Annotated in this window: 14 protein-coding genes; 2 read left to right on the plus strand and 12 right to left on the minus strand. The window is 65.7% G+C overall.

Annotation, left to right across the window (positions count from 1 at the left end):
- Positions 1-124: 124 nt before the first annotated feature.
- Positions 125-1,483: an IS1182 family transposase gene (locus QZ613_RS11760; RefSeq protein ID WP_291863770.1), complete on the minus strand. Its 1,359-nt coding sequence runs from the start codon at positions 1,481-1,483 to the stop codon at positions 125-127.
- 37 nt (positions 1,484-1,520) lie between these two features.
- Between QZ613_RS11760 and QZ613_RS11765 the strand changes: the two genes are divergently transcribed.
- Together QZ613_RS11765 and QZ613_RS11770 are read left to right on the plus strand one after the other, a co-directional pair.
- Positions 1,521-2,126 carry a NapC/NirT family cytochrome c gene (locus QZ613_RS11765; protein WP_291982620.1) on the plus strand — a complete coding sequence of 202 codons (606 nt, stop codon included), beginning with the start codon at positions 1,521-1,523 and terminating at the stop codon, positions 2,124-2,126.
- A gap of 112 nt (positions 2,127-2,238) precedes the next feature.
- Positions 2,239-3,078, plus strand: a complete 840-nt coding sequence (locus tag QZ613_RS11770) for an ethylbenzene dehydrogenase-related protein (protein WP_043568290.1) — start codon at positions 2,239-2,241, stop codon at positions 3,076-3,078.
- A 79-nt stretch (positions 3,079-3,157) separates the two neighbouring features.
- Here the strand turns inward: QZ613_RS11770 and QZ613_RS11775 are convergent, their stop codons facing one another.
- From QZ613_RS11775 to QZ613_RS11825, 11 genes are all read right to left on the minus strand, one after another.
- Positions 3,158-3,472, minus strand: coding sequence for a phospholipase D-like domain-containing protein (locus QZ613_RS11775; protein ID WP_291982622.1), 315 nt, complete (start codon positions 3,470-3,472; stop codon positions 3,158-3,160).
- 1,824 nt (positions 3,473-5,296) lie between these two features.
- Positions 5,297-6,292 carry an efflux RND transporter periplasmic adaptor subunit gene (locus tag QZ613_RS11780; protein WP_291982624.1) on the minus strand — a complete coding sequence of 332 codons (996 nt, stop codon included), beginning with the start codon at positions 6,290-6,292 and terminating at the stop codon, positions 5,297-5,299.
- Positions 6,293-6,323: 31 nt separating this feature from the next.
- Positions 6,324-8,096, minus strand: a complete 1,773-nt coding sequence (locus tag QZ613_RS11785) for an HlyD family efflux transporter periplasmic adaptor subunit (RefSeq protein ID WP_291982626.1) — start codon at positions 8,094-8,096, stop codon at positions 6,324-6,326.
- A gap of 230 nt (positions 8,097-8,326) precedes the next feature.
- Complete coding sequence (locus QZ613_RS11790) at positions 8,327-10,204, minus strand: EAL domain-containing protein (RefSeq protein WP_291982628.1); 1,878 nt, start codon at positions 10,202-10,204, stop codon at positions 8,327-8,329.
- Positions 10,205-10,385: 181 nt separating this feature from the next.
- Entirely contained in the window at positions 10,386-12,875 is a 2,490-nt protein-coding gene (locus QZ613_RS11795) for an ATP-binding protein (RefSeq protein ID WP_291982630.1), read from the minus strand.
- Between the two features lies 1 nt (position 12,876).
- On the minus strand, positions 12,877-19,863 hold the full coding sequence (locus tag QZ613_RS11800; protein ID WP_291982632.1) for a DUF4347 domain-containing protein: 6,987 nt from the start codon (positions 19,861-19,863) through the stop codon (positions 12,877-12,879).
- Between the two features lie 24 nt (positions 19,864-19,887).
- Positions 19,888-20,835 (minus strand): efflux RND transporter periplasmic adaptor subunit, encoded by a 948-nt coding sequence (locus tag QZ613_RS11805; RefSeq protein ID WP_291864343.1) that lies wholly within the window; start codon positions 20,833-20,835, stop codon positions 19,888-19,890.
- A gap of 23 nt (positions 20,836-20,858) precedes the next feature.
- Positions 20,859-22,397 (minus strand): hypothetical protein, encoded by a 1,539-nt coding sequence (locus QZ613_RS11810; RefSeq protein WP_291982634.1) that lies wholly within the window; start codon positions 22,395-22,397, stop codon positions 20,859-20,861.
- Between the two features lie 18 nt (positions 22,398-22,415).
- Positions 22,416-23,980, minus strand: a protein-coding gene (locus QZ613_RS11815) for an IS3 family transposase (RefSeq protein ID WP_291982415.1) whose coding sequence is annotated in 2 segments (ribosomal slippage) — positions 22,416-23,539 and positions 23,539-23,980 — 1,566 coding nt in all. Because the reading frame shifts where the segments join, the coding sequence is not laid out codon by codon here.
- Positions 23,981-24,008: 28 nt separating this feature from the next.
- The gene (locus QZ613_RS11820) at positions 24,009-24,512 is read right to left on the minus strand and encodes a hypothetical protein (RefSeq protein ID WP_291982636.1); all 504 of its coding nucleotides are present in this window, start codon (positions 24,510-24,512) and stop codon (positions 24,009-24,011) included.
- A 25-nt stretch (positions 24,513-24,537) separates the two neighbouring features.
- On the minus strand, positions 24,538-26,682 hold the full coding sequence (locus QZ613_RS11825; protein WP_043565674.1) for a biotin/lipoyl-binding protein: 2,145 nt from the start codon (positions 26,680-26,682) through the stop codon (positions 24,538-24,540).

The following is a 26,682-nucleotide window of genomic DNA, read 5'->3' on the forward strand; positions in this document are numbered from 1 at the left end:
CTCAAACGTCCTAGCAGCCTGTCGGACTGACCGCCGGCCTGGCCGGCGCGTTTCACCATACGCAACAAAAAAGCCGAATTTCGTCGGTTTTCAGGCTTTTCCGAGGGTTTTCCCCTCATTTTCCCTACTGCAGGCGCAATACGGCCAGGCGCTTCAAATTCCACGCCATACAAACCAACGTCCACTCGCCGGTGACCTTGTTCAAACCGCGCAGCGAGAAGCGGCGAAAGCCCATCACCGACTTGATGATCCCGAACACCGGTTCGATGGTCTGCTTGCGTAACGCATAGCGCGCCCGTCCTGCCTGGGTCTTCAGGCGATGAGACATGGCCTGCACGGGGGTGGCATTGTCGGGCAAGGCTGCCGGCTCACTGTGGCGCTCCCGCCAGCCCGGGTGGTGCTCGTCACGAGCGACGGCGATCAGGGGATCGATGCCGGCCGCCTCACACGCCTTGATGTTCTTCTCGCTGCAGTAGCCGCTGTCAGCGATCAGGCATTCCACGGCGCCGAGCACCACCGCCTGCGCCTTGAGGGTCGCCAGCATCGGCTCGACTTGCTGTTTGTCGTTGGGCGCTTGCGTGACCCCGGTGGCGACGATCAGCATCGTTGCCGCATCGGCCGCCGCCTGGGCGTTGTACGCCTGTTCGAAGCCGCCACCGGCCACCGGCAGGATGCGTGACTCTTCGTCAGTCAGATTGAGCTGATCTTTGTCCCGCGGTCCAGGCTCGGGCGCCCTGGGCGGCTTGCCGCCCGGCTTCTTGCCGGTGGCTTTTTCCTTGGCGGCGCGGCAGGCCATCTTCTCGTCATATTCGGCCTTCTCACGCTGATCGCGCTCCTTGGCCCGGGCGACTATCGTGGCCTTGGCGGCGGCCATGGCCGCCAGCCGATCTTCGCGACGCTTGAGTTCCTCGGGCAGGCTGACGCCATTCGGGATATCGGCTCGATCCGCTTGTTCCGCCAGCGCCAGCAGTTCCTGAATTTCGCCCTTGAGCTGCACTTCCAGCTTTTCGATGTACCCGTGCGACAACGCACTGTGCCGCGAGGCGTTGGCTTCGATCTTCGTGCCGTCAAGGCAGATGTTCCCCACCTTGAGCACCTTCATTTCCTTGGCCATTTCCAGGACCTGCAGAAACAGGTCGCTCAGTTCGTCAAGGAAACGTCGGCGGAAGGCCGCCAGGCTGTCGTGATCGGGATGCCGGTTGGCGGCAAGAAAACGGAAGGCGACCGAGTCGTAGGTGGCCTGCTCCAGCCTGCGGCTCGAGAAGACACCGGTGGCGTAGCCATAGACCAGAATCGCCAGCAGCGTCGCCGGGTGGTAGGCTTTCGATCCGCGCCCCGCGTACTGACGCGTCAGCTTCGACAGATCCAGCTGGTCGATTACCTCGACAATGAAGCGCGCCAGATGGTCCTGGTTCAGCCAATCGTCCACCGACGGCGGCAGCAGATAGTCCGTCTGGCGGTCAGCAACGATAAAGTTGGACATGCGATGACTCGGTTGCTCGAAGAAGTATGATTATAGCATGTTCGGATCTGGCGCCGGGAAAGTCCGACAGGCTGCTAGCGTCAAGTACTCGCTACTGACGCTGCTATCGGTCGGCTTCGCCTCCGGCGTTTTCTTCTGGGGGGGTTTCAACACCGCCATGGAAGCGACCAACACTCTCGAGTTCTGCATCGGCTGTCACGAGATGAAGGACAACGTCTACCAGGAGTACAAGACGACCATTCACTACAGCAACCGGACCGGTGTGCGCGCCTACTGTTCCGACTGCCACGTGCCCAAGGACTGGACGCACAAGATGATGCGCAAGATCCAGGCGAGCCAGGAGCTCTACGGCAAAGTCATGGGAACCATCGACACCAAGGAGAAATTCGAGGCCAAACGCCTGGAATTGGCGACCCATGAATGGGAACGCATGAAGGCCAGCGACTCACGCGAGTGCCGCAACTGCCACTCGTTTACGGCCATGGACATCGAAAAACAGAAGAAACGTGCTTCCAAGATGCACACGATCGGTCAGGAAGAGAACAAGACCTGCATCGATTGCCACAAGGGCATCGCACACCACAAGCCGAAGAACATGCCGGAAGAGAAAGACGAGGATGACGACGGGGGGAACTCTTTCTAGTCCTCGCAACAGAGTCGACAGACATCCGACATAAACTGCGGACTGGGCGGGCGACGGACACTTGCCCGCCTTTGCCCGCCGCCAACCGTATCAATCCTGAATGGAGTGTGAAATGAAAAAAACGACCGTTTCCCTGGCCCTTTTCGGTGCTTTGCTGGCCGTCGGATCACAGCTGGCACAAGCCGCCGCGCCTGACTGGAGCAAGGTTCCCAGCCGTACCGTTCAGGTATTCCACGCCGGCGTGACGCCGGTCGAATGGGTGATGAAGAAGTCGGACCACAGCGGTCGCACCGGCATCAACAAGGGCGAAAGCTGCGTCGGCTGCCATGAGGAAAAGGGCGGCCTCAACTTCGACATGAAGCGCCTGGCAAGCAAGGAGCTCGAACCCAAGGGTGCACCGAAAACGATGAGCTTCCCGGTCACCATCCAGTCTGCGTACGACAAGGAGAACGCCTATATCCGCGTCAGCTTCAAGGCCCCGGCCGGCGCGTTCGACCCGGTCGACAAGGAGAATGAAGTCAAGGTGGCGATGATGTTCGCCAACGCCGAGGTTCCCAAGGGCGACCAGGTCGGCTGCTGGGCCACCTGCCACGGCGACGCACGGACGATGCCGGGTGCCGACGACAAGAAAACCAAGTACACCAAGAGCGGTGCCTACGAGCTGATGCAGTGGAAAAGTGCCGCGGGCGCCAAAGCCGTCGATGGCTCGGTGACCGACAAGCGCAACATGGAAGGCGGCACCGCCAACGTACAGGTTACCGGCGGCAAGTCGGGCGACACCTACACGGTGACGTTCACCCGCAAGCTGTCGGGGGCTCTCGCCGAAGGCAAGGCCGTACCTTTCGGAGTCGCCGTCCACGCCGACCATGCCACCGGTCGTTTCCATCACGTGTCGATGGGCTACACCATGGGCTTCGGTGTCGATGGCGACGTGAAGTCGGTCAAGCAGTAAGCGATCCCCAGAGTGGTACGAAAAGCAGGGCTGCGGCCCTGCTTTTTTTGGCCTCGAAGCAGGCAGGACGGGCGCTCGATCAGAGCAGTTGATTGACCAGGTGATCGGCACGCGTACGCGCCAGGCGCTTGAGCAGGCGCTGGACCGGCGCCGGGTAGCTGTCGACAGCGTCGAGTGCGTGATGGTGCTGCAGCCGCTGCGCGTGCGCCAGCACACGCTCGAGCTCAATCCGGTGCTGCTCGCGCAGGCCGTGCTGCGGGTCGTGAATCAGCAGTGCGTTCTCGAGGTCAAGACGCCACGCCCGCGGATTGATGTTGCTCCCGGTGAGCAGCGCGTAATCGTCGTCGACCAGTATCCCCTTCAGGTGAAAGCTGTGCTGCTCGTGCCGTACCACCGAGGGTGTGCAAGACAGTGTATCTTCTGTTATATTGTGTATACCCCTGCCTGAACGGTGTGCTGCTTTTCCACCAACGACGGCGCATGCTCGTAGGGTCCGTCAAAACCGCTTCATAGAATGTACATAACCGTGGCAATAAGGACGACATCGTTGGTCGTCTCTTCGTAGTAGTGTCGCGTGACTCACAGGCGCCATCGTACGAGAATCGGTTTCTGACCACACGGTCGGTCTGATGGTGCATATGCTAGTCGCTACGCGGCCGTCTTGTGCCGCTGCCAGCGCACGCTGGCGGATACTGCGGTAACGACCTGGCCAGCTTAGTGTGCTTCGTCCCCTGATCTGTCTTCGTCGATTGTCTGCGTGCCTGCTCCGGTGCCGGACGTGCATACGCTGTGTCCTCATTACTATTAAGATATATCGTGCCAAAATTACAAGCACAACGGGCCGTTCTGCGTCGGTCACTGTCGCTCGAGATCAACTGCTCGAGACCCCCACAGCAGGGCCGGGTTCACCGCGTTCGTTCACACGCGCGCCCCAACCCCGCTAAGCGGCGGGTCCCGTCACACACTCATTGCGTCACCGTGATCCCTCGCGATATTCGTGTGTCCACGACGGACCACTCAGAGGTTGGCGCCATGCCTTGAAGTCTATCGTGAGGTTCTCTCTTCGCCCATGGAATCTGTTCCGCGGCTGCAAGCCTGCACTCATCGTCGCCCGTGCTGACTCGCTGAGGTCCTTCCGCCGCGTCGTGCGGTCACACTCGGTACCCCGCTGCGCCACACTAGCTGTCGAATCCTCAGTCCGGGCTCGTCGCCATGCGTGCGACTGCTCAGTACCCGGCAAGTTAGTTCGCGAGTTGGCTCACTGTGTGGAGTCATTCCCCTCTCGGTGAATAGCTGCTATTACGAGCCGATTCGCTGCCTGTGTCCGCGCTGTCGACTGTCAGTAGTCTAAGATTATCTTTGATTCCACCCTGTAACCTTCTTCCCCATAGTGGCCGTCAAGAGTCGACAAATGGGCTCATGCGTCTAAAGAACCCGAACTTCACACTCTCTCAAAAGTCGTCAGCTGCTGTCGCTCCTATCAGATGGTGTTTCCTTCGTCATCGTCGTGCAAGCTCGTGCTCCGTCCACGTCTACCAATGTCTGCACCACACTACGATGTAAAACTACGCTAATACCCTCTTAGTTAAAAAACTAACGCACACAAAAAAAATAGAAAACACCGCCATTTAAATATATAAATCTAACCGAGGCTTGTAGGCGTTCTATGTGTGCGGCATTGGGGGGGCACGTGTGTGTCACTACTATAACTGCGGCAAAAAGGCAGTGCCATACGGATCGTCAACCCCCGTTTAATCTCGTGCCTGCGCTGTGCTCAGAAGCGCACAAGTATCGTTCTGTCCGCGTGTGATTCTTCAGCTGTCGTGTGCGGCTTCGGCTCGAGCGCCGTGTCAGACAAGGCGTGACAAGACAACCTCGCCACCGCGTCAGCAGAACCTGAGATAGAAAGGACGCAGCAACAAAATCAAAGAATCCGCGACGCGGCAAAATCGGCGATCACAACGGCCACCGTAGCGTGTGGGCCATCTGACGAACCCAGGGCCACCAGACCAGGTGGTCCAGCGTGCTCTGCTGGTGCGGCACCCGGAATAGGTGTGCGCTAGCAAGGTCGTCTGTACTGTGATGTGTGCGCTATTGCTAGACACAAGGTCGCCGATCAGAGCTGCGAGAGGGTGTGGGTGGGGTGTGTGTGTGGCCTGGCGGGATGATGGGGCGCGTGCGACGCAGCCGGGGGCAGTCTTCGCCGCAAGGCGAACTATCATGTGCCCGCGCAAGGAAGGTGGCGGTCCTGGAACGAGGTTCGAGATTCTTCTTCACCGCGCGAAATTATACGCTCAGGCCAGGCCGCACCGATCGGCCGCGACATGCGAGGCCCTCCCGTGTTCGCCGGAGGAGGGTCGGGACTATCAAGTTTTCCCGTGCGCCGGCCGTTAATGTCGAATATCGAGCGCCATTGACCTGCCCCATGCCGAACCAGGCGCTCGCCGAGAAACGGAGAAGACACCATGCCCGGCGCATCGATCAACTGGTCGACGAGCGCGACCTGCGCCTGCACGGCAGCGGTCTCGGGCAGCTGCGGCTGCACGCTGGCGAAAGCGCCGGTGTCGATCTTGCCGTAGAGCGCTGCCGGCACCACCACCTGCACGCGCAGCGGATCGACCTTGGCCACCCGGAACAGCGGCTTTTCTTCGACCCGCTCGCCGACCGAGAGATAGCGCTCGGCGACGACGCCGTCGAAGGGGCTACGGATGCTGCGCTGCGCGAGTTGGGCCTCGGCCAGGCCACGCTCGCGTTGCGCCACCCGTTTCTGTTCGCGGGCCTGCACCAGCCGCTGCTCGGCCACCTCGTATTCGGTGCGGACTTGATCGAGCGCCTGCTCCGAAATGAATTTCTTCTCGAGCAGGCCTTGGGTACGCTCCAGTTTCTGGCGCGCGAAGGCGACGTTGGAACGTGCCGCCTGCTCGTCGGCCTCGGCCCTGGCGCGACTGCTGGCAACGCCGACGGCGGCGCGCTCGACCTCTCCGCGCAGCAAGGCCAGCACCTGCCCCTTGCTCACCCGGTCGCCGCGTTCGACCTGGATCGCCTCGATCACCCCGATCACCGGCGAGCCCACCTCGGCGACCTGCTCGGGCTCGATCAGGCACCCCAGCGGCTGGGCCGCGAGCGCCGCACCGCTACCGACGGCGGCGACGGCAAGCGAGATCGCCAGGCCGCCGAGCACACGGGGTAGAACAACGCCAACCTCGATCTTCATTGTTTTCATCTCCTGTTCCATCACCACGCGATCACCGGCCGAGGCCGGTCCACCCCCAAAACGTCAATCCCAGCCACTCGCTCAGCCGATGCGTCGCGATCCAGCCCAGGCGCCGCGTTCCGGAGTCGATCTTGGCGACCCCCTGCAAACCCGGGTGCAGTCCGGCGGGCGGCTTGTCGAAGGACGCTTCGACTTCGAAGACGTTGCGCCCTTCGCGGGTCTGCGCCACCGGCGTGATGCGGCTGACGATGAACTCAAGGCGCTCGCCCGGCAGCGCCGAGAGCGCTAGCTGGCCGCGCTGAGCGAGGGCGACCGCTCCGATATCGCGCTCGTCCACGTCGATGACCAGCCGGAAAGCCGCGCGCGGAGCGAGCGTCAACAGCACCTCGCCGCGCTGCACCGGCGCGCCGAGCGATTGCGAAAGGTCACCCTTGACGACCAGGCCGTCGATCGGTGCGGCAAGCTGGGTACGCGCGAGCTGCTCGCGTGCCAGTTCGAGTTGGGCGGCGGTTTCGCTGGCGCGCGCTTGCGCCAGCGCATACTGGGTGCGATCGCCACGGGCCAGGGCGCCGGCGGCGCTGTTCTGGTGCTGATTGAGCTCGGCCTCCCACTTGCGGTTCTCCAGCTGGAGGTCTTGCTGCGCGAGTTCGACGAGCAGCTGTCCGGCCTTGACCGTGTCGCCCGGGCGCACGTGGGCGGCGTGCAGGTAGCCGTCAGTGGGGGCGACGACGACGCGCTCGACTTCGCCTTCGAGACGTGCCGGCGCGCCAATGCGGTAGTCGTAGGGCATCAGCGCGAGAAGGACGGCGGCGGCAAGTGCGGCGAACCACGCCAGACGCCGACTGCGCTGGCTTCGCCCGCCCCACCAGGCGTGCAGGTGGTCGGCGGCGCGCGCCGACCAGGGGTGCTCGGCGCGTTGCTTGAGGGCAAGCAGCGGGGCCAGCCGGCTGGCGAGATCTTCGATGACACCCAGCTCGTCGACGGCGACCGGGCGCTCACGCTCGAAACACAGGCTACCGATGGCTTCGCCGGCACCGATCAGCGGCACGCTGAGCACGCTGCCCGGGCCTTGAGCGGCGAGCGTGGCGTGCGCCCGGACGAGGCGTGGCGGGACCTCGGCGGCGAGCGGGTAGGCGATCGCTACGCCCTGGTCGATGCCTTCCTGCATGGCAGCGGCCAGCGCCTGGCTGAGACCCTGGCGGCGACCGAACTCGGCGCCATGCGACAGGGCAGTGAGCTTCAGACCAGTGCGCTGGATCAATCCGAGGCTGACGCGGTCGAAGCCGAGGCTGCTGGCAAGCTCGCTGCACAGCGCGCTGGCGGCCTGATCGAGAGACTGCCTTCCGAGCAGCGGCAGCTGCAGTTGCAGCAAGCGGTTTCCGGCGCTCGGAGTGGCCACGCCAGCGGCCTCCTGCAAGGCCACAAGCAAGGCCACGGCCGCCTTTTCGACTTCGCCGAGCAGTACCTGATCGGTTTCTGCCGGCCCGGGCTGGACGGCGACAGCAAGGACGCCGAGTGCGCTCTGAGCGTGCACCAGCGGCAGGGCAACGATGCGCCCGGGTTCGCCACCGGCGCCGCCGCCGACCGGTGGCGTAAGTACGAGCGCTTGAGCGCGTCGGGTAACCACCCGCGCCGCCGCCAGCAACGAAACACTGGCTGCATCGCCGACCGGCCAACACGCAGCTTCCTGCTGCGCCCCACCGGTAGCCAGCAGAACGAGCGCCGATTGGACGCGCGGGTCACTCTCGCAGTAGCCGTGCAGCCAGCGTTGCGCCGGGTTGGATTGGGTTGTGGTTTCGCTCATTCTGGTGGCATCTGCCACTACACCATGGATCGCAAGAAAGGGCCTTCGCCCGCGAATCCGCGGCGCTGAAGACCATCAGGCCGGGGAGCCATCAGTCTATAGCGGCACAAAGTACCCGCTTCTTTAGAGTGGAGTTCGTTGCGTGGTGACTTCGGTCTGGCTGGCGAATGTTGCCGAATCGGGCTCGCTCGGGAAAACCCTGGCCGCGGCCCCGGCGGCGGGCCAGGACCTCAGGCGCCAGCTGCGGAAGCAGGCTCCAGGAGCGGTAGCTGATCGACGAGCAGCAGCGCAGCGAAGTCCCTGGCGGATAGTGGCCGGCTGTAGAGGTAGCCCTGACACTCGTCGCAACCGAGATGGCGCAGGAACGCAAGCTCCGGGGTTCTTTCGACGCCTTCGGCAACCACACGCAAGTGTAGACTGTGGGCCATGGCGATGATCGCGGTGACAATCGCCGCGTTGTCCTTGTCGCCATCGACGTTGGCGATCAGGGAACGATCGATCTTCATCTCGTCGATCGGGAAGCGCTTGAGGTAGCTCAACGACGAATAGCCGGTGCCGAAGTCATCAACGGACAGCGCTACACCGCCACTCTTGATCTCGTCGAGTGTGCTGATGTTCTCCTGCGCGTTGTCCATGATCGCGCTCTCGGTGATCTCCACGCAGAGATGGCGGGCGTCCAGCTGAGCGCCCGCTAGCGCGTCGCGTATTCCCTGCACCAAGCCGCGCTGCCGGAACTGATGGCTGGAAACGTTGATCGAAACCCGCGGCAGTTTGCGTCCGGCGGCCTGCCAGATCTGCAGCTGCCGGCAAGCGGTATTCAGCACCCATGTGCCAAGCGGCATGATCAGCCCGGTGTCCTCGGCCAGCGGAATGAAGCTGGCCGGACCGACGATACCGTGCTGCGGGTGGCGCCAGCGCAGCAAGGCTTCGGCGCCGACCATTTGATTGGTCTTCAGGTCCACCTTGGGCTGGTAGAAAAGCGCCAGCTCATCGCGCTCGATGGCCCGGCGCAGATCGGTCTCGAGACTCAGCCGCTCGCGCGAGCGGGCGTTCAACTGGCGCGAGAAGAAGCGATAGCTGCCGCGGCGATCCACTTTCGCGTGCCGCATGGCGACCCCCGCAGCCTTCAACACGGTATCGCGCGCGGTGCCGTCCGCCGGAAAAAGAGCGACGCCGATGCAGCAGGTGACAAAAAGCTCCTGCCGACCGATCGACAAGGGTATCGCGACGACGTCGAGAATTCGCTGCGCGACGGCGCCCGCGACGTCGCTTTTCACGACGCCGGGAAGCAACACCGTGAATTCGTCGCCCCCCATCCGCGAAAGCAAGGGTTGCAGGCCTTCAGCCGTCGTGCGCGCAACGATGTCGCTGTCGCGCAGCGATTCATCGAGGCGCTGTGCGATCGCGCGCAAGACCCGGTCGCCGACCCCCGGCCCAAGCGCTTCGTTGATGTGCTTGAAACGGTCCAGGCCGATCTGCAACACGGCACCCGCAGTACCATAGCGCCGCGAAAATCGGATCGTCCAATCCAGGCGATCGAGGAAGCGCTCGCGATTCGACAGGCCGGTCAGCACGTCGTAGTACGCGAGTTGATCCTGGTAGGCCTTGGCGGCCAGCGTATTGCGCAAGCGCAACACCAGTTCGCTCGGGTCGACCGGCTTGGCAAGAAAGTCGGTTGCGCCCAGCTTCAAGGCCTCGAGTTTGGTCGCAGCATCGGCCGCTGCGGTGAGCATGATCACCGGAATACGCTTGAGGGTGGGGTCGGCCTGCATCCGCGAAAGGATTTCGAAGCCATTTACCTCCGGCATGTGGAGGTCGAGCAGCAACACATCGGGCCGCTCGTTATGCAGCAGGTCGAAAGCTTCTGGAGATTGGGTGGTCGAGACGAAATTCTGGTAGCCGACATCCTCGAGAAAAGCCTGCAGCATCTCGATGCTGATGTCCTCGTCGTCAACGAGCATGATCTTGGCTGCCTTGCTCGACGCGCCACCGTCATTGGCATCAGGCAGCGCCAGCTCCGCATCTGGCAGACCACTCAGTACCACGCTCTCGCTGGCGGCAGCTTCCCAATCCACCTGCTGTGCCAAGTCCTTCGGAAGCTTGTTCATTTACGACCATCCTGGTTCAGATGTAGGCGCGCCCACCGCGGCGATGGCGACACTTGACGCGCTTCGGCGACAGCGACCAGCATACCATTAACCCTGTACGCGTTGCGGCCAGAGAGAGGAGCAGGAACTTCGCGCCCGCGCGCAGCGCCGGTTGCTCGATCGTCATCTCCCGCCCCTGCACTCATCGCAGCACCGCCTCGGGCGAACGTTCGTCGGGTATCTCCATGCGCCGTACGAGAGCGCGCAGGTGCTCGACAACCGGGACGGCCCGCTCGAAATCGCCACTCTTGGCATGCTGCTCAAGCAGCGTCGCCGGTTCGGTGAACACATCGTAACCGACCGTACCGCCCGCGCCTTTCAGCCAGTGCGCGAAACGCGCCAGTTCAGCGCCGTCACGCTCGCCCCAGGCCTGCTCCATGATCGCCATTTGCTCGCCGATGCGCTGGCTGAACTTGATGACCGTCGAGCGAAAACGCGCATGCGTCGCGTAACGCGAAACCACGGGAAGGCCTTCGTCGTCGTGCCCGGCGGTGGCCTCCGGCACACGGCTTGCCGAAGCTGCCAGTGGCTGAACGCCGAGGACGCCGGCCGTCGTTTCAACCAGCCGATCGATATCGATGGGTTTCGTCAGGTAAGCCGAACAACCGGCAGCCAGAACCTCGCGCTCGAAACCCTTCATGGCGTTGGCGGTCAGCGCAACGATCGGCACCAGCAAACCGGCAGCGCGCAGTTTTCGGGTTGCTTCGAAACCGTCCATCACCGGCATCTGCATGTCCATCAGGATGACGTCGAAGCGCTGCGCGAGCGCCTTGTCGACGGCCATGGCGCCATTCTCCGCCTCGGCGATGAGCAGTCCATGCTCCTGCAGCACCAGCCTGACGAGTTCGCGGTTCTCCGGCCCATCGTCAACCACCAGCACATTGGCCGCCGGGAAAGCCCAGCGCACGTCAACCGTACTGGCGGCGAGTGGCTCGAGCCGTGGTATCTCGGCGGGCGACAGCAGCGCTACCCCGGCCAGAGAACCGGTTTCCAGAGTGACGGCGAAAATGCTGCCCTCTCCCGGCGCACTACGGACGACAATGTCGCCGCCGAGCGCACGCGCGAAGCGGCGGCTGATGGCCAGCCCGAGACCCGTGCCGCCGAAGCGCCGGTTGATCGTTTCGTCGGCCTGAATGAAGGCTTCGAAAAGCCGGTCGACCTGCGCGGGCGCAATACCGATGCCGCTGTCGATCACCTCGATGACCAGCTGCGGCGCTGGTCCCTGTTGATCAAGCCTGATCAACACGCGCACGCCACCGCGTTCGGTGAACTTGATCGCGTTGCCGACCAGGTTGGTGACGATCTGCCGCAAGCGTGCCGGATCGCTGTGAATGCGTGCCGGAATCGGCCCGCCCGCCGCGACGGTCAGCGACAGATTCTTCTCCCTTGCCTTGACCGCCAGCACATGCACGACTTCCTCACAGATGGCGTACGGCGCGCAGGCGATGCGTTCGACGTCGACGCGACCGGCCTCGATCTTCGACAGGTCGAGGATGTCGTTGATCAGCCCGAGCAGGAACTGGCCGCTGCTGTGTATGGTATTCAGGTGGCTGCGCTCTTCCTCGGCGTTCTTGACGTAGCCGCGCTTGAGCAGGTCGGTAAAGCCGAGGATGGCGTTCATCGGCGTGCGGATTTCGTGACTCATGTTGGCCAGGAAGTCGCTCTTCGCGCGGTTGGCCGCCTCCGCCTGCGCCTGCGCCTGGCGCAGCTCGATTTCATTCTGCTGCAACTGGGTGACGTCGTCGAGACTGACCAGCACGCCGCCGGGTTTGCCGTTGCTGCCGAGCACCGGCGAACAATTGGCCATGAAGGTGCGGACTTTCGCCGAGGCATCGCTGATGCGCAGCAGGACGTTGCGCTGCACGGACGCGTCGCGCAACGAGGTCACCCACGGCAGGCTAGCCTCGGCCAAGACGGCACCTCCGGCACCGAGCCAGGGCAGGCTTGACGCCTGGCGCCCGACCAGCGCTTCCGGCGATTTACCGAGCATGGTCGAGAAGGCGTGGTTGGCAAGGACGATCTGCTGCTTGCGATCGATCACCAGCAGTCCCTCGGCGAGGGTATCGAGCGCCTCGCGAACGCGCGCCGGCACGGCACGCGACGGGTCCAGATAGCGCAGGACCTTCGACAGATACAGGTAGAAGGCGGTAAAGCCCGAAATCGCGAGGAAGCCGATGAGCAGCAACAAGGGGCTCTCGATCACCCCGCGCAGGCCCGGCGCAGCGAGCGGGCGATAGCTCAGCTCAAGTTGCCCCCAACGCTTGCTGTCGGCCCGGATCGGAACCTTGAGCTGGCTGTCGGTCGAGAGCTCGCTGTCCGGCAGGGTCCACGATCGGGCATGATCTCCGACGCTCATCACCAGCGTCCCATCGTCGCGCCGCAGGCCTCCCGACAACATCTCCGGGTTGCGCGTGACCATCAGCCCAAGCATGCTCTCGATCTGATCCGGCTGGTCAATGGCGATCAAGGTCATGGTGCTGGCGGCAATGCTCTCGGCCAGGGCGACGCGGCCATCACGCAGGGCACCGACCCGATCCGGGATAAGTCCCAGTACCGCGGCGACGAGCAGGATACTGGCGACCAGCGCCGCGAGTCCGAAAGAGACGTGGGTCTTGGTATTCAGAAAGCGCATCTTAGCTCCCAGGTGCCAGCGGGCTGGCAGCGTTGCCGGATGGCGCGGATTCGTCGGGCGCGACGGGATCGGCAACCGCAAACGAACCTTCGCCACCCTCGCCATCGCCATCGCCATCGCCAACCAGCGATTCAAGCGAATCGTCGTCTTCATCGTCGTCATAGCCGTCGCCACCCACCCCACCCTGCTGCCGGGCAAGCACCGGGAAGGGGTCGAGTACACGCCACGCGGGCATCGACGAGAGCATGGCAGTGACCAGCACGCCGCCGCGAATCAGCCAGGCCACGTAGCCGACCGACAGCCCGGAACTGACCGCCACTGCCGAGTTCAGCGCATATTTCTCGAAGGACACCCCTTCTTTGACGCTCTCGCGCAAGTCGTCGAGGTCGCGAGCGAAGGCTTCGGCCTTGCCGGCAGCGCCTGAACCCGCCTGGGCGAGCCCGGACAGGCCGAGTGACGAGCTGGCGGGATGGGCACTGAAATCGACGAACTGAGGAAATTCTGCACTCATCCAGTCGGGTACGACGGCCATCCGATAGTTGGCCGCGAGCGCCGAGTGGCGCGTACTGTCGACGACGACGGCAGTTGCCGAGGCGTCCGTTGCCGGCCCGGACGAACGGTTGCTCGCCAGACCCGTCGGCAGGGAATAGCCAACCGTCAGGATCTGGTCGAGGGTAAGCGTGCTGGCAGGCGCAGCGCCGCCGTCAACGCTGCCCGCCGACGCTTCGGGCCCGGCCGCCTGGGCGGACGGCGCAGCGACGGCCGACGCCGGCACCTGATAGTCGCCGCGGACTCCGGCCGTACTCCCCTCGCCGGCGCCGGCGATGCTGCTGCTGATCGGCGTGCGCCGGGCGCTGATCGTCTGCGTCCCGCTAACCGGCGGTGCTTCACCGTCGTCGACGGTGGCGGCAAGCGTCAGGTCGCCGCTGTAACTCGCATTCGGAACAAGGCGGACGCCTGCCAGGAGGCCATTGACGTCGGCGATCGGCCCGCTGGCGTACCAGGTACCGGTCGCCGCGTCGTAGCTCGCGCGCAGGCTTCCGGATTCGCTGCTGCTCAAGCTCCCGGCCGCCGGGTCAGACAGGGTGAGCGTCACCGACACGCGGCTGCTATCCACGTCGCTGACCACCATGCCGCCCAGATCGAGCGCGTTGTTCGGCAGGTAAGTATGCGACCTGGTCAAGCCGATCACCCGCGGCGAGTCGGCAACCGGCGCAAGCGCGAGACGAACCGTCACCGGCGCGCTGACCGCATTCTGCGCGTCGATGGCCTGATAGGCGAACGCGGTAACGCCATTCCAGTCGGCCGCCGGCCGAAAATGCAGGGTCAGCGCGTTAGCGGTGGCGAGGTAGGGCACGCCAGTCAGGGCAGGCACGCTGGCCGCGGCGTCCAGATACAGGTTGCCGCCAGGCACCGGCAGCGACAGCAGGCGGAAGCTGGCGATAAGCCCATCGACATCGGCAGCGCTGAGCGCAATCACCAGCGGCTGGTCTTCGCTGCCGTTGGCGTTCACCGCGAACGCGGTCGGTACGTCGTTGCTGCCGACGATCACGATGCTGATCGACAGGCTGGTGCCGTCGATACTGCTGACGACGAAGCTGTCGGCCAGGAGCTGCCCGCCGGCCAGCGCCTGCACTGCCGCCTGTTCGTTGTCCAGCGTATAGGTCCAGTCGCCAGCCGCACTTAGCGAGAAGACACCGTGGCCATTCGCCGAACCCCCGCTGGCGGCCACAAAGGCCGCCTCGCCGACATCGGCGTCGCTGATCGACAGCCGGCCGCCAGTGACGAGGACGCCGTCCTCGCTCACCGTACCGCTGGTGACGCCGGAAATCAGCGCCACATCGTTGATGTTGGCCACCGCCGCGGTCTGAGCGCTGCTCAGCGGACCTTCCGGCGTACCCTGGGCATCGAGGTAACTGACCTGCACGCTGATCCGGGTGCCCACGTCGGCGTCGCCCAGGGTGTAGCTCGAAGCACTGGCACCGGTGATCTCAACGCCGTCGCGCAGCCAGCGATAGCTGAAGCTGCCGAGGCCGTCGGCGTCGCTGATCGCGGAAACGTCGACGGTCAGCGTCTGGTCTTCGGTCGGCGTGCCGGTGATGCCCGGTATCCCGGCCGGGGGGTCATTGACCGCCGTGACGTCGATGGTCAGCGTGTTCGGCGTCGGGTCGAGGTCGACGCCGCCATTGGCCGTGCCACCGTCGTCCTGCACCTGGAAGGTGAACGAGGCGTAGCCTGTTCCGTTGGCGTCGGCCGCCGGGGTGAACTTGAGCTTGCCGGCGATCAGGTCGGCGACGGCAATGCTCTGCCCGGAGCTCACCGCCGCGCCGTTATTGGTGAGCGTGCCGGCGACGGGCAGGCTGCTGATGCGCACCGCGTTGAAGTTATTGGCCGGGCTGTCGTTGGCGTCGCTGAAACCGAAGTCGGCGACGCTGAAGGTGTAGGCGGTGTCCTCGAGCGTGGTGACGGTCCTGTCGGTCCCGGCCGGCGCGTCGTTGACCGAGGTGACGCTGATGCCGGCGCTGGCGGTCGTCGTCGAGAAGGCGCTGCTGCCGCCGTTGCTGCTCGTGTCGGCGGTGGCCCCGGCCGTGCCGCTGCTCTGGTCCCAGGCGCGGAAGGTGAGGCCGCCGGCCACGCTTCCGTTCCAGTTGGCGTCGGGAACGAAGCGCACCGAGGTGCTGGCATTCGCCGCCAGCAAGCGCGCGGCGCCAACACTCGGCGCGCTCGGCGTGCCAAAGTCGATCCACGACCCGCCGCCGTTGGTCGTGTACTGCCAGCGCCCGTGGCTGTCGTCGACCGCGATGACGGCGATGCCGGAGAACGCGCCGCTGTCCACATCGCTGACCCGGCCGGCGATCAGCGCCGACACCAGCGTGCCGTCGTTGCTCGCCGGGTCTTCGCCGATCGCGTTGAGGTCGTTCGAACCGGTAAGCACAGGGGCGTCGTTCACCGCGCTGACATTGACGGTCAGCGTGTTTGGCGTCGGGTCGAGGTCGACGCCGCCATTGGCCGTGCCGCCGTCGTCCTGTACCTGGAAGGTGAACGAGGCGTAGCCTGTCCCGTTGGCGTCGGCCGCCGGGGTGAACTTCAGCTTGCCGGCGATCAGGTCGGCGACGGCAATGCTCTGCCCGATGCCCACCGCCCCGACATCGTTGCTCAGCGTGCCGGCGACGGGCAGGCTGCCGATGCGCAGCGCGGTGAAGTTATGGGCCGGGCTGTCGTTGCTATCGCTGAAACCGAAGTCGGCGGCGCTGAAGGTGTAGGCCGTATCCTCGAGCGTGGTGACCGTCCTGTCGGTGCCGGCCGGGGGGTCATTGACTACCGTGACGTCGATGGTCAGCGTCCGCGGCGTCGGGTCGAGGTCGACACCGCCATTGTCGGTGCCGCCGGAGTCGCGCACCTGGAAGCTGAACGAGGCGTAGCCACTGCCGTTGGCGTTGGCCGCCGGGGTGAACTTCAGCTTGCCGTTGCTGATGTCGGCGACGACGATCGTCTGCCCGGAACTCACCGCCACGCCGTCGTTGCTCAAGGTGCCGGCGACGGGCAGGCTGCTGATGCGCAGCGCGGCGAGGACGTTGGCCGGGCTGTCGTTGGCGTCGCTGAAACCGAAGTCGGCGACGCTGAAGGTGTAGGCGGTGTCCTCGAGCGTGGTGACGGTCCTGTCGGTCCCGGCCGGCGCGTCGTTGACCGAGGTGACGCTGATGCCGGCGCTGGCGGTCGTCGTCGAGAAGGCGCTGCTGCCGCCGTTGCTGCTCGTGTCGGCGGTGGCCCCGGCCGTGCCGCTGCTCTGGTCCCAGGCGCGGAAGGTGAGGCCGCCGGCCACGCTTCCGTTCCAGTTGGCGTCGGGAACGAAGCGCACCGAGGTGCTGGCATTCGCCGCCAGCAAGCGCGCGGCGCCAACACTCGGCGCGCTCGGCGTGCCAAAGTCGTTCCACGACCCGCCGCCGTTGGTCGTGTACTGCCAGCGCCCGTGGCTGTCGTCGACCGCGATGACGGCGATGCCGGAGAACGCGCCGCTGTCCACATCGCTGACCCGGCCGGCGATCAGCGCCGACACCAGCGTGCCGTCGTTGCTCGCCGGGTCTTCGCCGATCGCGTTGAGGTCGTTCGAACCGGTGAGCACAGGGGCGTCGTTCACCGCGCTGACATTGACGGTCAGCGTGTTCGGCGTCGGGTCGAGGTCGACGCCGCCATTGGCCGTGCCGCCGTCGTCCTGCACCTGGAAGGTGAACGAGGCGTAGCCTGTCCCGTTGGCGTCGGCCGCCGGGGTGAACTTCAGCTTGCCGGCGATCAGGTCGGCGACGGCAATGCTCTGCCCGATGCCCACCGCCCCGACATCGTTGCTCAGCGTGCCGGCGACGGGCAGGCTGCCGATGCGCAGCGCGGTGAAGTTATGGGCCGGGCTGTCGTTGCTATCGCTGAAACCGAAGTCGGCGGCGCTGAAGGTGTAGGCCGTATCCTCGAGCGTGGTGACCGTCCTGTCGGTGCCGGCCGGGGCATGGTTGACGACCGATGACGGACTCGTCGGCGCCACGTCGAGGTAGCTGCCGGCGATGCGCACTTCGTCGAGTGCGGCGTTGTTGCCGCCGAGGATGGTACCGCCGGCAAGGCCAATGCGCGTGAAGGTGCCGAGGTCGAAGTCGCTCTTGGTGACGCTGTACACCGACGCCGCGGCATTGCTTCCCGGAGTCGGATTGACGTACAGCGTCATGCTGTCGGCGCCAGCGGCGAAGTCGATTCTTACCGTCAGCAGATAGGTCTGTCCGGCCTGCGGCGTGATTCCGGCGACCGTCACAGTACCGGTGCCGCCGGCCTTCTCGAGGATGAACTGGCTGCCTTTGTAGCCGGCAAAGGCGGGCGTGCCCACCCCGCTGCCGAATTCCAGCCCGATGTAGTCGGTGGGATTTGTCGCCCCCGGCCTGACCAGGAAACTCAACCAGGCGGTCGTCCCGTTGCTGGCGATATTGCTGGCCAGGTCGCGCGTCTGCGTGACGAAGAACTGGAAGGCCGACAGCGATAACTCGGCGCTTCCGCCGCTGACCGGCATGGCGACGACCGGGTCCTGGAGCCCGGTCGCGGCGATGGTGGTCTTGCTTCCGACGCTGCTCCAGCCCGCCGCCCAGCCGCTGCCGCCGTTGGCGCCGTTGAAACTGCCCGGCGCGTAGGCGAACGGCTCGTACGCGATGAGCGTGTATTCGTAGGCGCCGATGTCGGTCTGGCCAAGACGGACTGCACCGCGCGGATCGGTCGACGGCGCCGCCGTGGCGTTGCCGGCATTGATCGCCGGGCTGCCGGTGAGCAGGGCGTGGGTCTTCACCGTCCCGCCGTTGTACTGCAGCGGGCCCAACAGCGGATCGGTGTTGATCTTATCACCCGTACCGGCGAGCCCGGCGGTGTTGGCGGTGTCGATGTTGTAGCCGAGCGAGGTCAGACTGCCGTTCGAGTTGCCACCGACGTTGTTGGCCAGGATGCTATTTTTCAGCGTGGCGCCGCCCGAGCCCTGCTTGTGGATCCCCCCGGCGCCGCCCGCCGAGCTGTTGTTGGCGATCGTTGAGTTGGTGACCGTGATCACGGTATTCGTGTAGATACCGCCGCCTTTTAGGGTGGCCGCGTTGCCGCTCACCGTGACGTTGGTCAGCGAAACGCTGCCGCCGTCGTTGTAGATGCCCCCGCCGTCCTTGCTCGTGCTGTTGCTGCTGATCGTGACCCGATCGAGCACCACGACGCCGCCGTCGTTGTACAGGCCCCCACCCCACAACGACGCCGCGTTGTTGCTGATCGTGGTGTCCGTGGCGTTGAGCGTCCCGCTGTTGTACAGCCCCGCGGCGTCCTTGGTGGTCGTGTTTTCGGTGACCACGACGCGGAACAGGTTCAGCGTTGCGCCAGCCTGCACCCGCACACCGGCGCCGACACTGCTGGTGAGCGAGCCGCCGCGAATCGTGACGTCGCTCAACGTTGCCGTGACGCCGGCCTGGATATCGAACACGCGATCGAGCGCGTTGCCGTCGATGACCGTCGATCCGCTGCCCGCGCCGGTGATCGTCACGTTGCCGCGCAGGTCGAGGTCACCGCTGGCATTGAGATCCTCGCCGGTACCCGGAAGGTTCAGCGTGTAGGTGCCGGGCAGCAACTGCACGGTGTCTGCACCGGGGTTGGCGTTGGCCTGGGTGATCGCCCAGCGCAAGGAGCCGACGGCGCCGTCGGCCTTGGTCGGGTCGGCGTTGTAGGTGGCGAGCAGCCCGGCCCAATGGTTTTGCGCCCAGGACGGCAGGGCCACGCGGGCTTCTATCGACCCGGTCTGGTACTCCAGCGTCCAGTTGCCGCCGAGCACGGCGGCGCCGGTCAGATCGGTACTGGCCGCCACGTCGGCGCCGGTCAGCGCCGCCAACTCCTGCACCAGGTCTTGCCCGACGGCGCTTTGCGCGAAGTCGCAGCCGTAGAGCAGCAGATCGGCGTCGTCGGTCAGCGCGGCGCCCCAGCCGGCCACCTGATCGGCACGCGCCAGCAGCGTCTGCGCGTCGAGGGTCGTGCTTCCCAGTCGGAGCTGCCCGTCGCTGCCGTGTGACAACAGGTGAACGGCCGTTACGGCCTCGCGCTGAGCGAGCGTGTCGCTGATCACCGCGATGCCGTCAGCACCTGCTTCGATACGCACGATTTCGATCACCCGGCCGGCGTCTCGCTCGGCCGACAGGCCGGCTAGCAGCGACTCGGCGTTCGCCACCGACATATCGACGAAGGTAATTTCGCGTGCGCCTAGCTCTGACTCCCCGGCCGCCTGCGGCGCACGGGGCAGCGCCGAAGCATCCGCCTGAATGGCGCCGGAGGCTGCTGCCACAGCGGACGCTTCGAGTTGGCGCACCTCGGCCTCACCGTCCCGATGATGCGCATCGAGCAGCCCGGCAGCGACGTCTGCGGAATACAGGATGCGCGGCTCCAGCTCCTCGAGGAGCGGGCGCTGGCGTGCGGGCGGGCGGCGACGCAGGAACATGCGAGTGGGCGCTCTGCTTGGCGGTCAGTACGCGCGCGACGGCCTGGCTGGCGCGACGCCGGCGTGGTTCGCTTCCAGCGGCAGGTTCGCCGGCCGGATCGACTTCGGCGGCGCTGGCGGGGAGATCCGGGCGGCCGGGGCGGCGGCTTGTGTGCCGCCCGACGACGGCAGGGCCAAAGCGAAGTCGGCGAGGCAGCGCAACCCGGCGGGCAAGCTCAGCTCCGGGTTGGGCAAGACCAGCTGGACACGAAAGGTATTGCTCGGCGCGTCGATCAGCTGGTCAACCAAGATAACCTCGGCGCTCAGCGCGGCGACCTCGGGCAGCTGCGGCTGTACGCTGGCCAAAGTGCCCGGCTTGATCTTGCCGTACAGCGCCGCCGGCACGACCACCTGCACTTTCAGCGGATCGACCTTGGCCACCCGAAAGAGCGGTTTCTCCTCGACCCGCTCGCCGACCGACAGGTAGCGCTCGGCGACGACGCCGTCAAAGGGGCTGCGGATGCTGCGTTGCGCGAGTTGCGCCGTGGCCAGGCCGAGCTCGCGCTGCGCCACGCGCTTCTGCTCCCCCGCCTGCACCAGCTTCTGCTCGGCCACCTCGTATTCGGTGCGTACCTGATCGAGCGCCTGCTGGGAAATGAACTTCCTGCTCAACAGATCCTCGCTGCGCGCCAGCTTCTGGCGCGCGAAGCCGACGTTGGCGCGCGCCGCCCGCTCGTCGGCGGCGGCCTGGGCGCGGCTGCTGGCGACACCGACGGCGGCGCGCTCGACGTCGCCGCGCAACAGGGCCAGGACCTGCCCCTGGCGCACCCGGTCACCGCGTTCGACGCGAATCTCCTCGATCACGCCGATCACCGGCGAGCCGACCTCGGCCACCCGCTCGGGCTCGATCAGGCAACCCATGGGCTGCGCGGCGGCCAGCGATCCGCTGACGCCGACCAGGAACAACATCCCCCAGTTGCGTGTTCTGCTCATGACTTCTTCTCCCTTGACGGATTTCATTCGAGCGGGCCGCCGAACGACAGGCGGCGGTCCATGCTCTGGTCGTGTTGCAGCAGGCGCTTGCGTTCGAGCACGTGGCGACGCTCGATACGCCGCTGCACCAGCGCGGCGAGCGCGTGCACCACCCGGCTTGGCAGCGCTGCGGCATGGGCGGCAAGCAGGCGACGCGTGCCGCCTCCCAGTGCGGTCACGAACAGCGACGCATCGGCCGTCAACCAGGTTTCGACACTTCCCGGATCGCCCTGGCGCGCGCAGCGCCCCGCCAGCTGGCGATCGATGCGCCGGGCGGCGTTGAACTGACAACAGATGACGTGCAGGCCGCCGAGCTCGCTGACCCCTTTGCCGAGGGTGATATCGACCCCGCGACCGGCCATGTTGGTGGCCACGGTGATCGCTCCGCGCTCGCCCGCGCGGGCGACGATTTTGGCTTCGGCGAGGTCGTTGCGCGCGTTGAGAAGGGCGTGTGCGACGCCGCGCTGCTCCAGCAGCTGCGACAGCGCCTCGGAATCGGCGACCGAGTCGGTGCCGATCAACACCGGCCGGCCGCTGTGCTGGAACTCGACGACGCGGCAGGCAATGGCTTCCTGCAGCAGCTGGCGATTCGCAAACAGCCGGCTGGGGAGAACCGTGCGCCGATTCGGGCGGCGCAAAGGCACGCACGACACCGCCAGGTCGTAGTGCGCGCGCAGTTCGCCGGCGGATTCGCTGAGCGTGCCGCTCAAGCCGGCAAGGCGCAGATAACGCGGGAAGAAGCGCTGATAGGTGATTTGCGCGGCGGTGACCTGAGCAGCGGTGGGCAGGCATTGTTCCTTGAGTTCGATCAGCTGATGCAAGCCGCGCGACCAGGCGCGGCCAGCCGCGACTCGCCCGGTGGTGTCGTCGATGATCAGCACCTTGCCGTCACGGACCAGGTAATGGCGGTCGCGACGGTAGATATGCAGCGCTGCCAGCGCGCTGCGAATGCTCTCTTCGCGATGCAGGCGGTTGCGCCAGACCGACGCCAGCGGCCGTACCAGCGCATCGACCCGCTCTTGCCCCGACAGCGTGAGCCGCGCAGTGCGCGCTGCCGGGTCCAGTCGGAAGTGCGGGCTGTCGACGGCGCTGCCGAGCTGGCGCGCGATCTCTAGCGACTGCTTGAGGTAGTCGGTCTCCTGTTCGTTGCCGACCGCTTGCGCGAGAATGAACGGCACCCGCGCCTCGTCGATCAGGATGCTGTCGGCCTCATCGACGATGGCCATGCACAGGCCGCGCAGCAGCGGTGGCGAGCTTCCTTCGCCGCTCAGCTGGTCGACCCGCCGACGCAGCGGGTCGCGTGTCCGGCCAAGCCCGTCACGGAGGTAGTCGAATACGAGTTCCCGAGCCGTACAGCAGGTGATGTCGCAGGCGTAGGCCGCGCGGCGTTCGCCGGCCTGCTGTCCCTGGATCACCGCGCCGACCGCCAGACCGAGCGCGGCGTAGACCGGTCGCAGCAGGTCTGCGTCACGGGCGACCAGGTAATCATTGGCGGTGACCACGTGCACCGCGGTAGATGTCAAGACAGTTGTCGCCTGAGTTCATGCTGCCAATGGCATACTCTTGCTAGTAGTGGTGACCGCGGCCACGACGCCATCCCGTTCCGGGTTGAGCGTCACGGCAGCGATGGGTGACCAATTCCGGGTGTGTCGACTCCAACGCGCCGGGTGCTTCGCACGCGCTGCTTGGTAGAGCAAATGACGGGCCGCCAAGAGGCCCTCATCGTCGCCGGCATGACGTTGCTCTGGGGTGACGTAGCGAATGCCGCTATGGCGGTGCTCCGTGTTGTACCAGCGCACGAAGTCGCGACCCCAGACGCGTGCTTGCTCGATGCTCGCGAAACCCCGTGCCGGGAATTCCGGCCGGTACTTCGCCGTGCGAAAGAGCGCTTCGGCATAAGCGTTGTCGTCGGACACGCGCGGTCGCGAGTAGGACGGTTTGATCCCCAGCCAATGCAGCATCGCCAGGACCGTGGTGGCCTTCAGGGTTGAGCCGTTGTCACCGTGCAGAACCGGTTTGGACGCCAGGGAGTGAATACCCTCGGCCAAGGCCGTGCGTTTGACCAAGTGTGCGGCATGGTCAGAATCGTCCTTGGTCTCGACCGTGAAGCCGACGATCTTGCGGCTATACAAGTCCAGGATCAGGTAGAGATAGAACCACTGCCCGATGACCTGGGTGGGCAAATAAGTCATGTCCCAGCACCAGACCTGACGCGGGCCGGTAGCGATCTGCGTCGTGGGCGGCTTGGGGCTGGCCGTTGGCGCCTGAGCGCGACCGCGGTGGTGCACTTGATCGTGTTCACGCAAGACCCGGTAGAAGCTTGATTCGCTGGCGATATAACGCCCTTCGTCGGCCAAGGCGGGGACGATGCGGGCAGGTGGCAATGCCGCGAAGCGGGGCTCATTGGCGACGCTGACGATCTCAGCACGCTCGGTATCGGTCAGTGCGTGCGCCGGGATGGGGCGCTCCGCCAGTGGCCGACCATCACCGTCTTGCAGGCCGGCGCCCGCCTTCCAGCGCTGGCAAGTGCGCGCATCAATGCCGACAATCTCGCACGCCTTGGCGAGCCGAGCGCCGGCCTGGCGTGCGCTGTCGATGTGGGCCACGAGGGTTCGGCGATCTTCCAGGCGGATCATTCGTCCGCGCCCCCCGGGAAGATCGCCGAGAGCTTTTTTGAGAGCACCAATAGCGCGGCGGTTTCGGCCAGGGCCTTGTCCTTGCGCAACAGCTCTCGTTCCAGTTCCTTGATGCGCTTCCTGTCGGCTCGAGTTTCGCCGTGGCTGGCCCGTGCTTCGCCCGGCTCGGCGAGTGCTTCGGTGGCGCCTTGCCGCCAGCGTTCAAGTTCGCTGGGATACAGTCCGTGCTCCCGGCACCAGGCGTTCTGTCCCACCTTATCCAGCGCCGCCGTGGCCACTACCGCCTCCAGCCGGGCGGCCGCTGACCAGGCCCGCTCGCGAGCGGGCCTGGTCAGCGCCTCGCTCCGCCAGCGTTCCAGCGTCGTCACCGAGATGCCTACCTCTTGCGACAAGGCCTCTATCGCCAGACTCTCCGGCGGCAGCAACCTCGCCACCACTCGATCCTTCATCGCTTGTCCGTATCGTGCCATTTCGCTACCTCGCTATCGCCCCCAAGTTTCAGATTCTATCGAGGCGGCAACTACTCTGACACAGGGGGACCGGAATGCCGGCCAGCGCGGCAGTGGCGGCCGCCAGTGCCACGGCATAGGTCTTGCCCTCGCCGGTGGCCATCTCGGCCAGGCGATTACCGAGCACGATCCAGGCGGCGATGACCTGGGTGTCGAAAATTCGAATCTGGTGCTCGCGCTCGCAAGCGACACCGACCAGCGCAAAGGCGCTGGCGAGATGGGTATCGCGCATGCCGTCCGTCTGCAGCTGCAGCCGCAGCGTGCGTACGGCCTCCCTGAACTGCGCCGGGCCGAGTCGGCGGAACGCTTTGCGCTGGCCGGAAAATGCGCTCAGCAGGAGTGGGGGCGTGTTCGACAGCAGCCCCTGCGCGCGATCGCCAAGCACCTTCAGCGCAGCCGGGAAGCGGCGCGTCTGCGGTTCGGCGGCAGCAGGCTGGCGTTCCGGGTAGTCGCCCCAGAACAATCCGGGGATCGGCAGGTCGGCGCATCTCATGGCAGATAGTCAGGGAGCCGAGCGTTCATTCGCCGGGATCGAAATGTTTCAGGAAGAGTTGGCTCGCGCGCCGGAAGACTTGTCCGGCCAGGGGTTCGAAACCGTGATCGAAACGGACCCAGGCCCGGCCGCCGACACGCTCCAGCGGCGCGCCCTTGAGCGTCAGGTCGATCAGGAAAACCGGCGCGATGCTGCGCCGGCCGTCCGGGTCGCCCGGATCGGTCGCGTAGGGCCCGCCCGCACGCTCGCCAAGTGCCGGGCTGGGCAAGAGGTGCGAGGCGGCAGGCTCATCCTGGCCGAGACTCGCCGAGAGTGCCCTGCCCGGCGCCTCGGCGAGGCGCACTTCGGCGTGACGGGTACGATTGCGCACCAGATGCGCGTCCTCGTCGGCGAGCGCGGCGCGGACGCGCAACTCGCTCGCTTCAAGGACGTAACCGAGGATCGTTCCCTGGCGGCTGAAGGTTCCCGGCAGGTCGTCCTGGTGCGGCATGACCAGGGTGCCGGCAACCTTGGCGCGCACTTCGAGCTGGCCGATGCGCTGCTCGGCACGCGCGAGTTCGGCCTCGGTACGGGCGATCTGTTCGGCGAGGTTCTGCGCGCCGGTCGGGTCGCGCAGGAGAAGCTGGTACTGGTCGGCCTGCAGCCCGCCCAGACGACCGGTCAACTGCTCGCGGGCGGCCACGAGGTCGATATTCTCGAGGACCACGAGCAGGTCGCCAGGCTGTACCGACTGTCCGTCGCGAACCGGCAGCTGGCGGATGAAACCGTCGACCTCGGGGCGCACCTGCGCTTGCTCGGGCAACCACACGACCGCCGGGGCGACGGTCGATAAGGGCAACGGCAAAACGAAAAGCAGGACACCCGGAATCGCCAGCAGCAGCGCAATGCCGGTACGCACACGGGTCAGTTCCGACCCTGGTGCGGCGGCGGCAAGCGCGTGTCTGACCCAGTTCCCGATCGGTCGCACAATCATCGAAGCCGTCAGATAGATCGCCGCGACGACGCCGAGCAGAAACCACTTGGCGCCGAACCAGAGGATGATCGCCACTGAAATCAGCAGCCGGTAGGCAAACGAGAGCGGCGCGTAGAGCAACAGCCACTTCAATTCACCGGCAACGAACTGCGGTGCCTCGCCCGGCGCCTGCAGCAGGTGGCGGCGCACCAGATAGCTCCACCAGGCGCTGCTGCGAGTCGCCAGATTGGGCAGGTCGAGCAGGTCGCAGAGGACATAGTAAGCATCGAAGCGGAGCAGCGGATTGCCGTTGAAGAGCAGCGTCGAGACGCCGCCGATGAACATCACCACCAGCGCGACGTCGCGCACCAGCCCCGGCTGAACGTTCAACCACAGCAGCAGAGCGAGCGCGGCAAGCGTCGTTTCGACCATGATTCCGGCCGCGGCGACGGCTGCCCGCTGGCTGCGCCGCGCGAAGCCGGAGGACGCCGATGCGTCGACGTACGGTGCCGGCACCAGCACCAGCAGGGCAACGCCGATCTCGTGCACTTCGCCTCCCCAGCGCCTGATCGCCAGAGCGTGTCCGAGCTCGTGCAGGGCCTTGACGAGCGGGAAAACGAGCCAGGCGAGCGCCAGATAAGTGGGCGTCAGCATCTGCGTTCGGACTTCGGCCTGCAGCTCGCTCCAGTTGGCCCCCGCCACCAGCAAGGCGACGGCGACGAGCGCCAGCCAAACCCACAACAGCGCCGGACGAAAGAGCAGCGAGGCCAGAGGATCGAAGCGCGGCAACCACGACGAAGGGTCGCCCAGGGGCAGGCGGAAGGCAAAGGGATTGACCATCGCCCGGCGCCTGCGGCGACGACGCTCGGTGCGCCTCTGGAAGAGAACGGCGGTATCCGGCGTGTGCTCGCACTGCAGCAGCTCGTGCTCGTTGAGCTGCGCCAGCAGCGCAATCACCTCGTCCTGGGTCGGCGCCGCATCGCCGAGCGTCGCCAGTACGCTGTCCCAGACCCCCTGCACGTCGTGGCGTCCATCGCAACGACCAATGAACTGGTAAGCCGGATCGTTGATCAGGTGCTGGCGGCCGGTCGCCGTATCGGAAAGCAGGTACCAGGGCTGGCCGCGCCGGTTCTGGCGTTGCGTCCGTACCTGTGGGCGCAGGCGGGGATGAAGTTGAGCGACTCGATACCACTGCGTGCTGAACAGCGATTGCGTCAT

The organism is Candidatus Accumulibacter sp. ACC005, from assembly GCF_907163215.1.
Classification (GTDB): domain Bacteria; phylum Pseudomonadota; class Gammaproteobacteria; order Burkholderiales; family Rhodocyclaceae; genus Accumulibacter; species Accumulibacter regalis.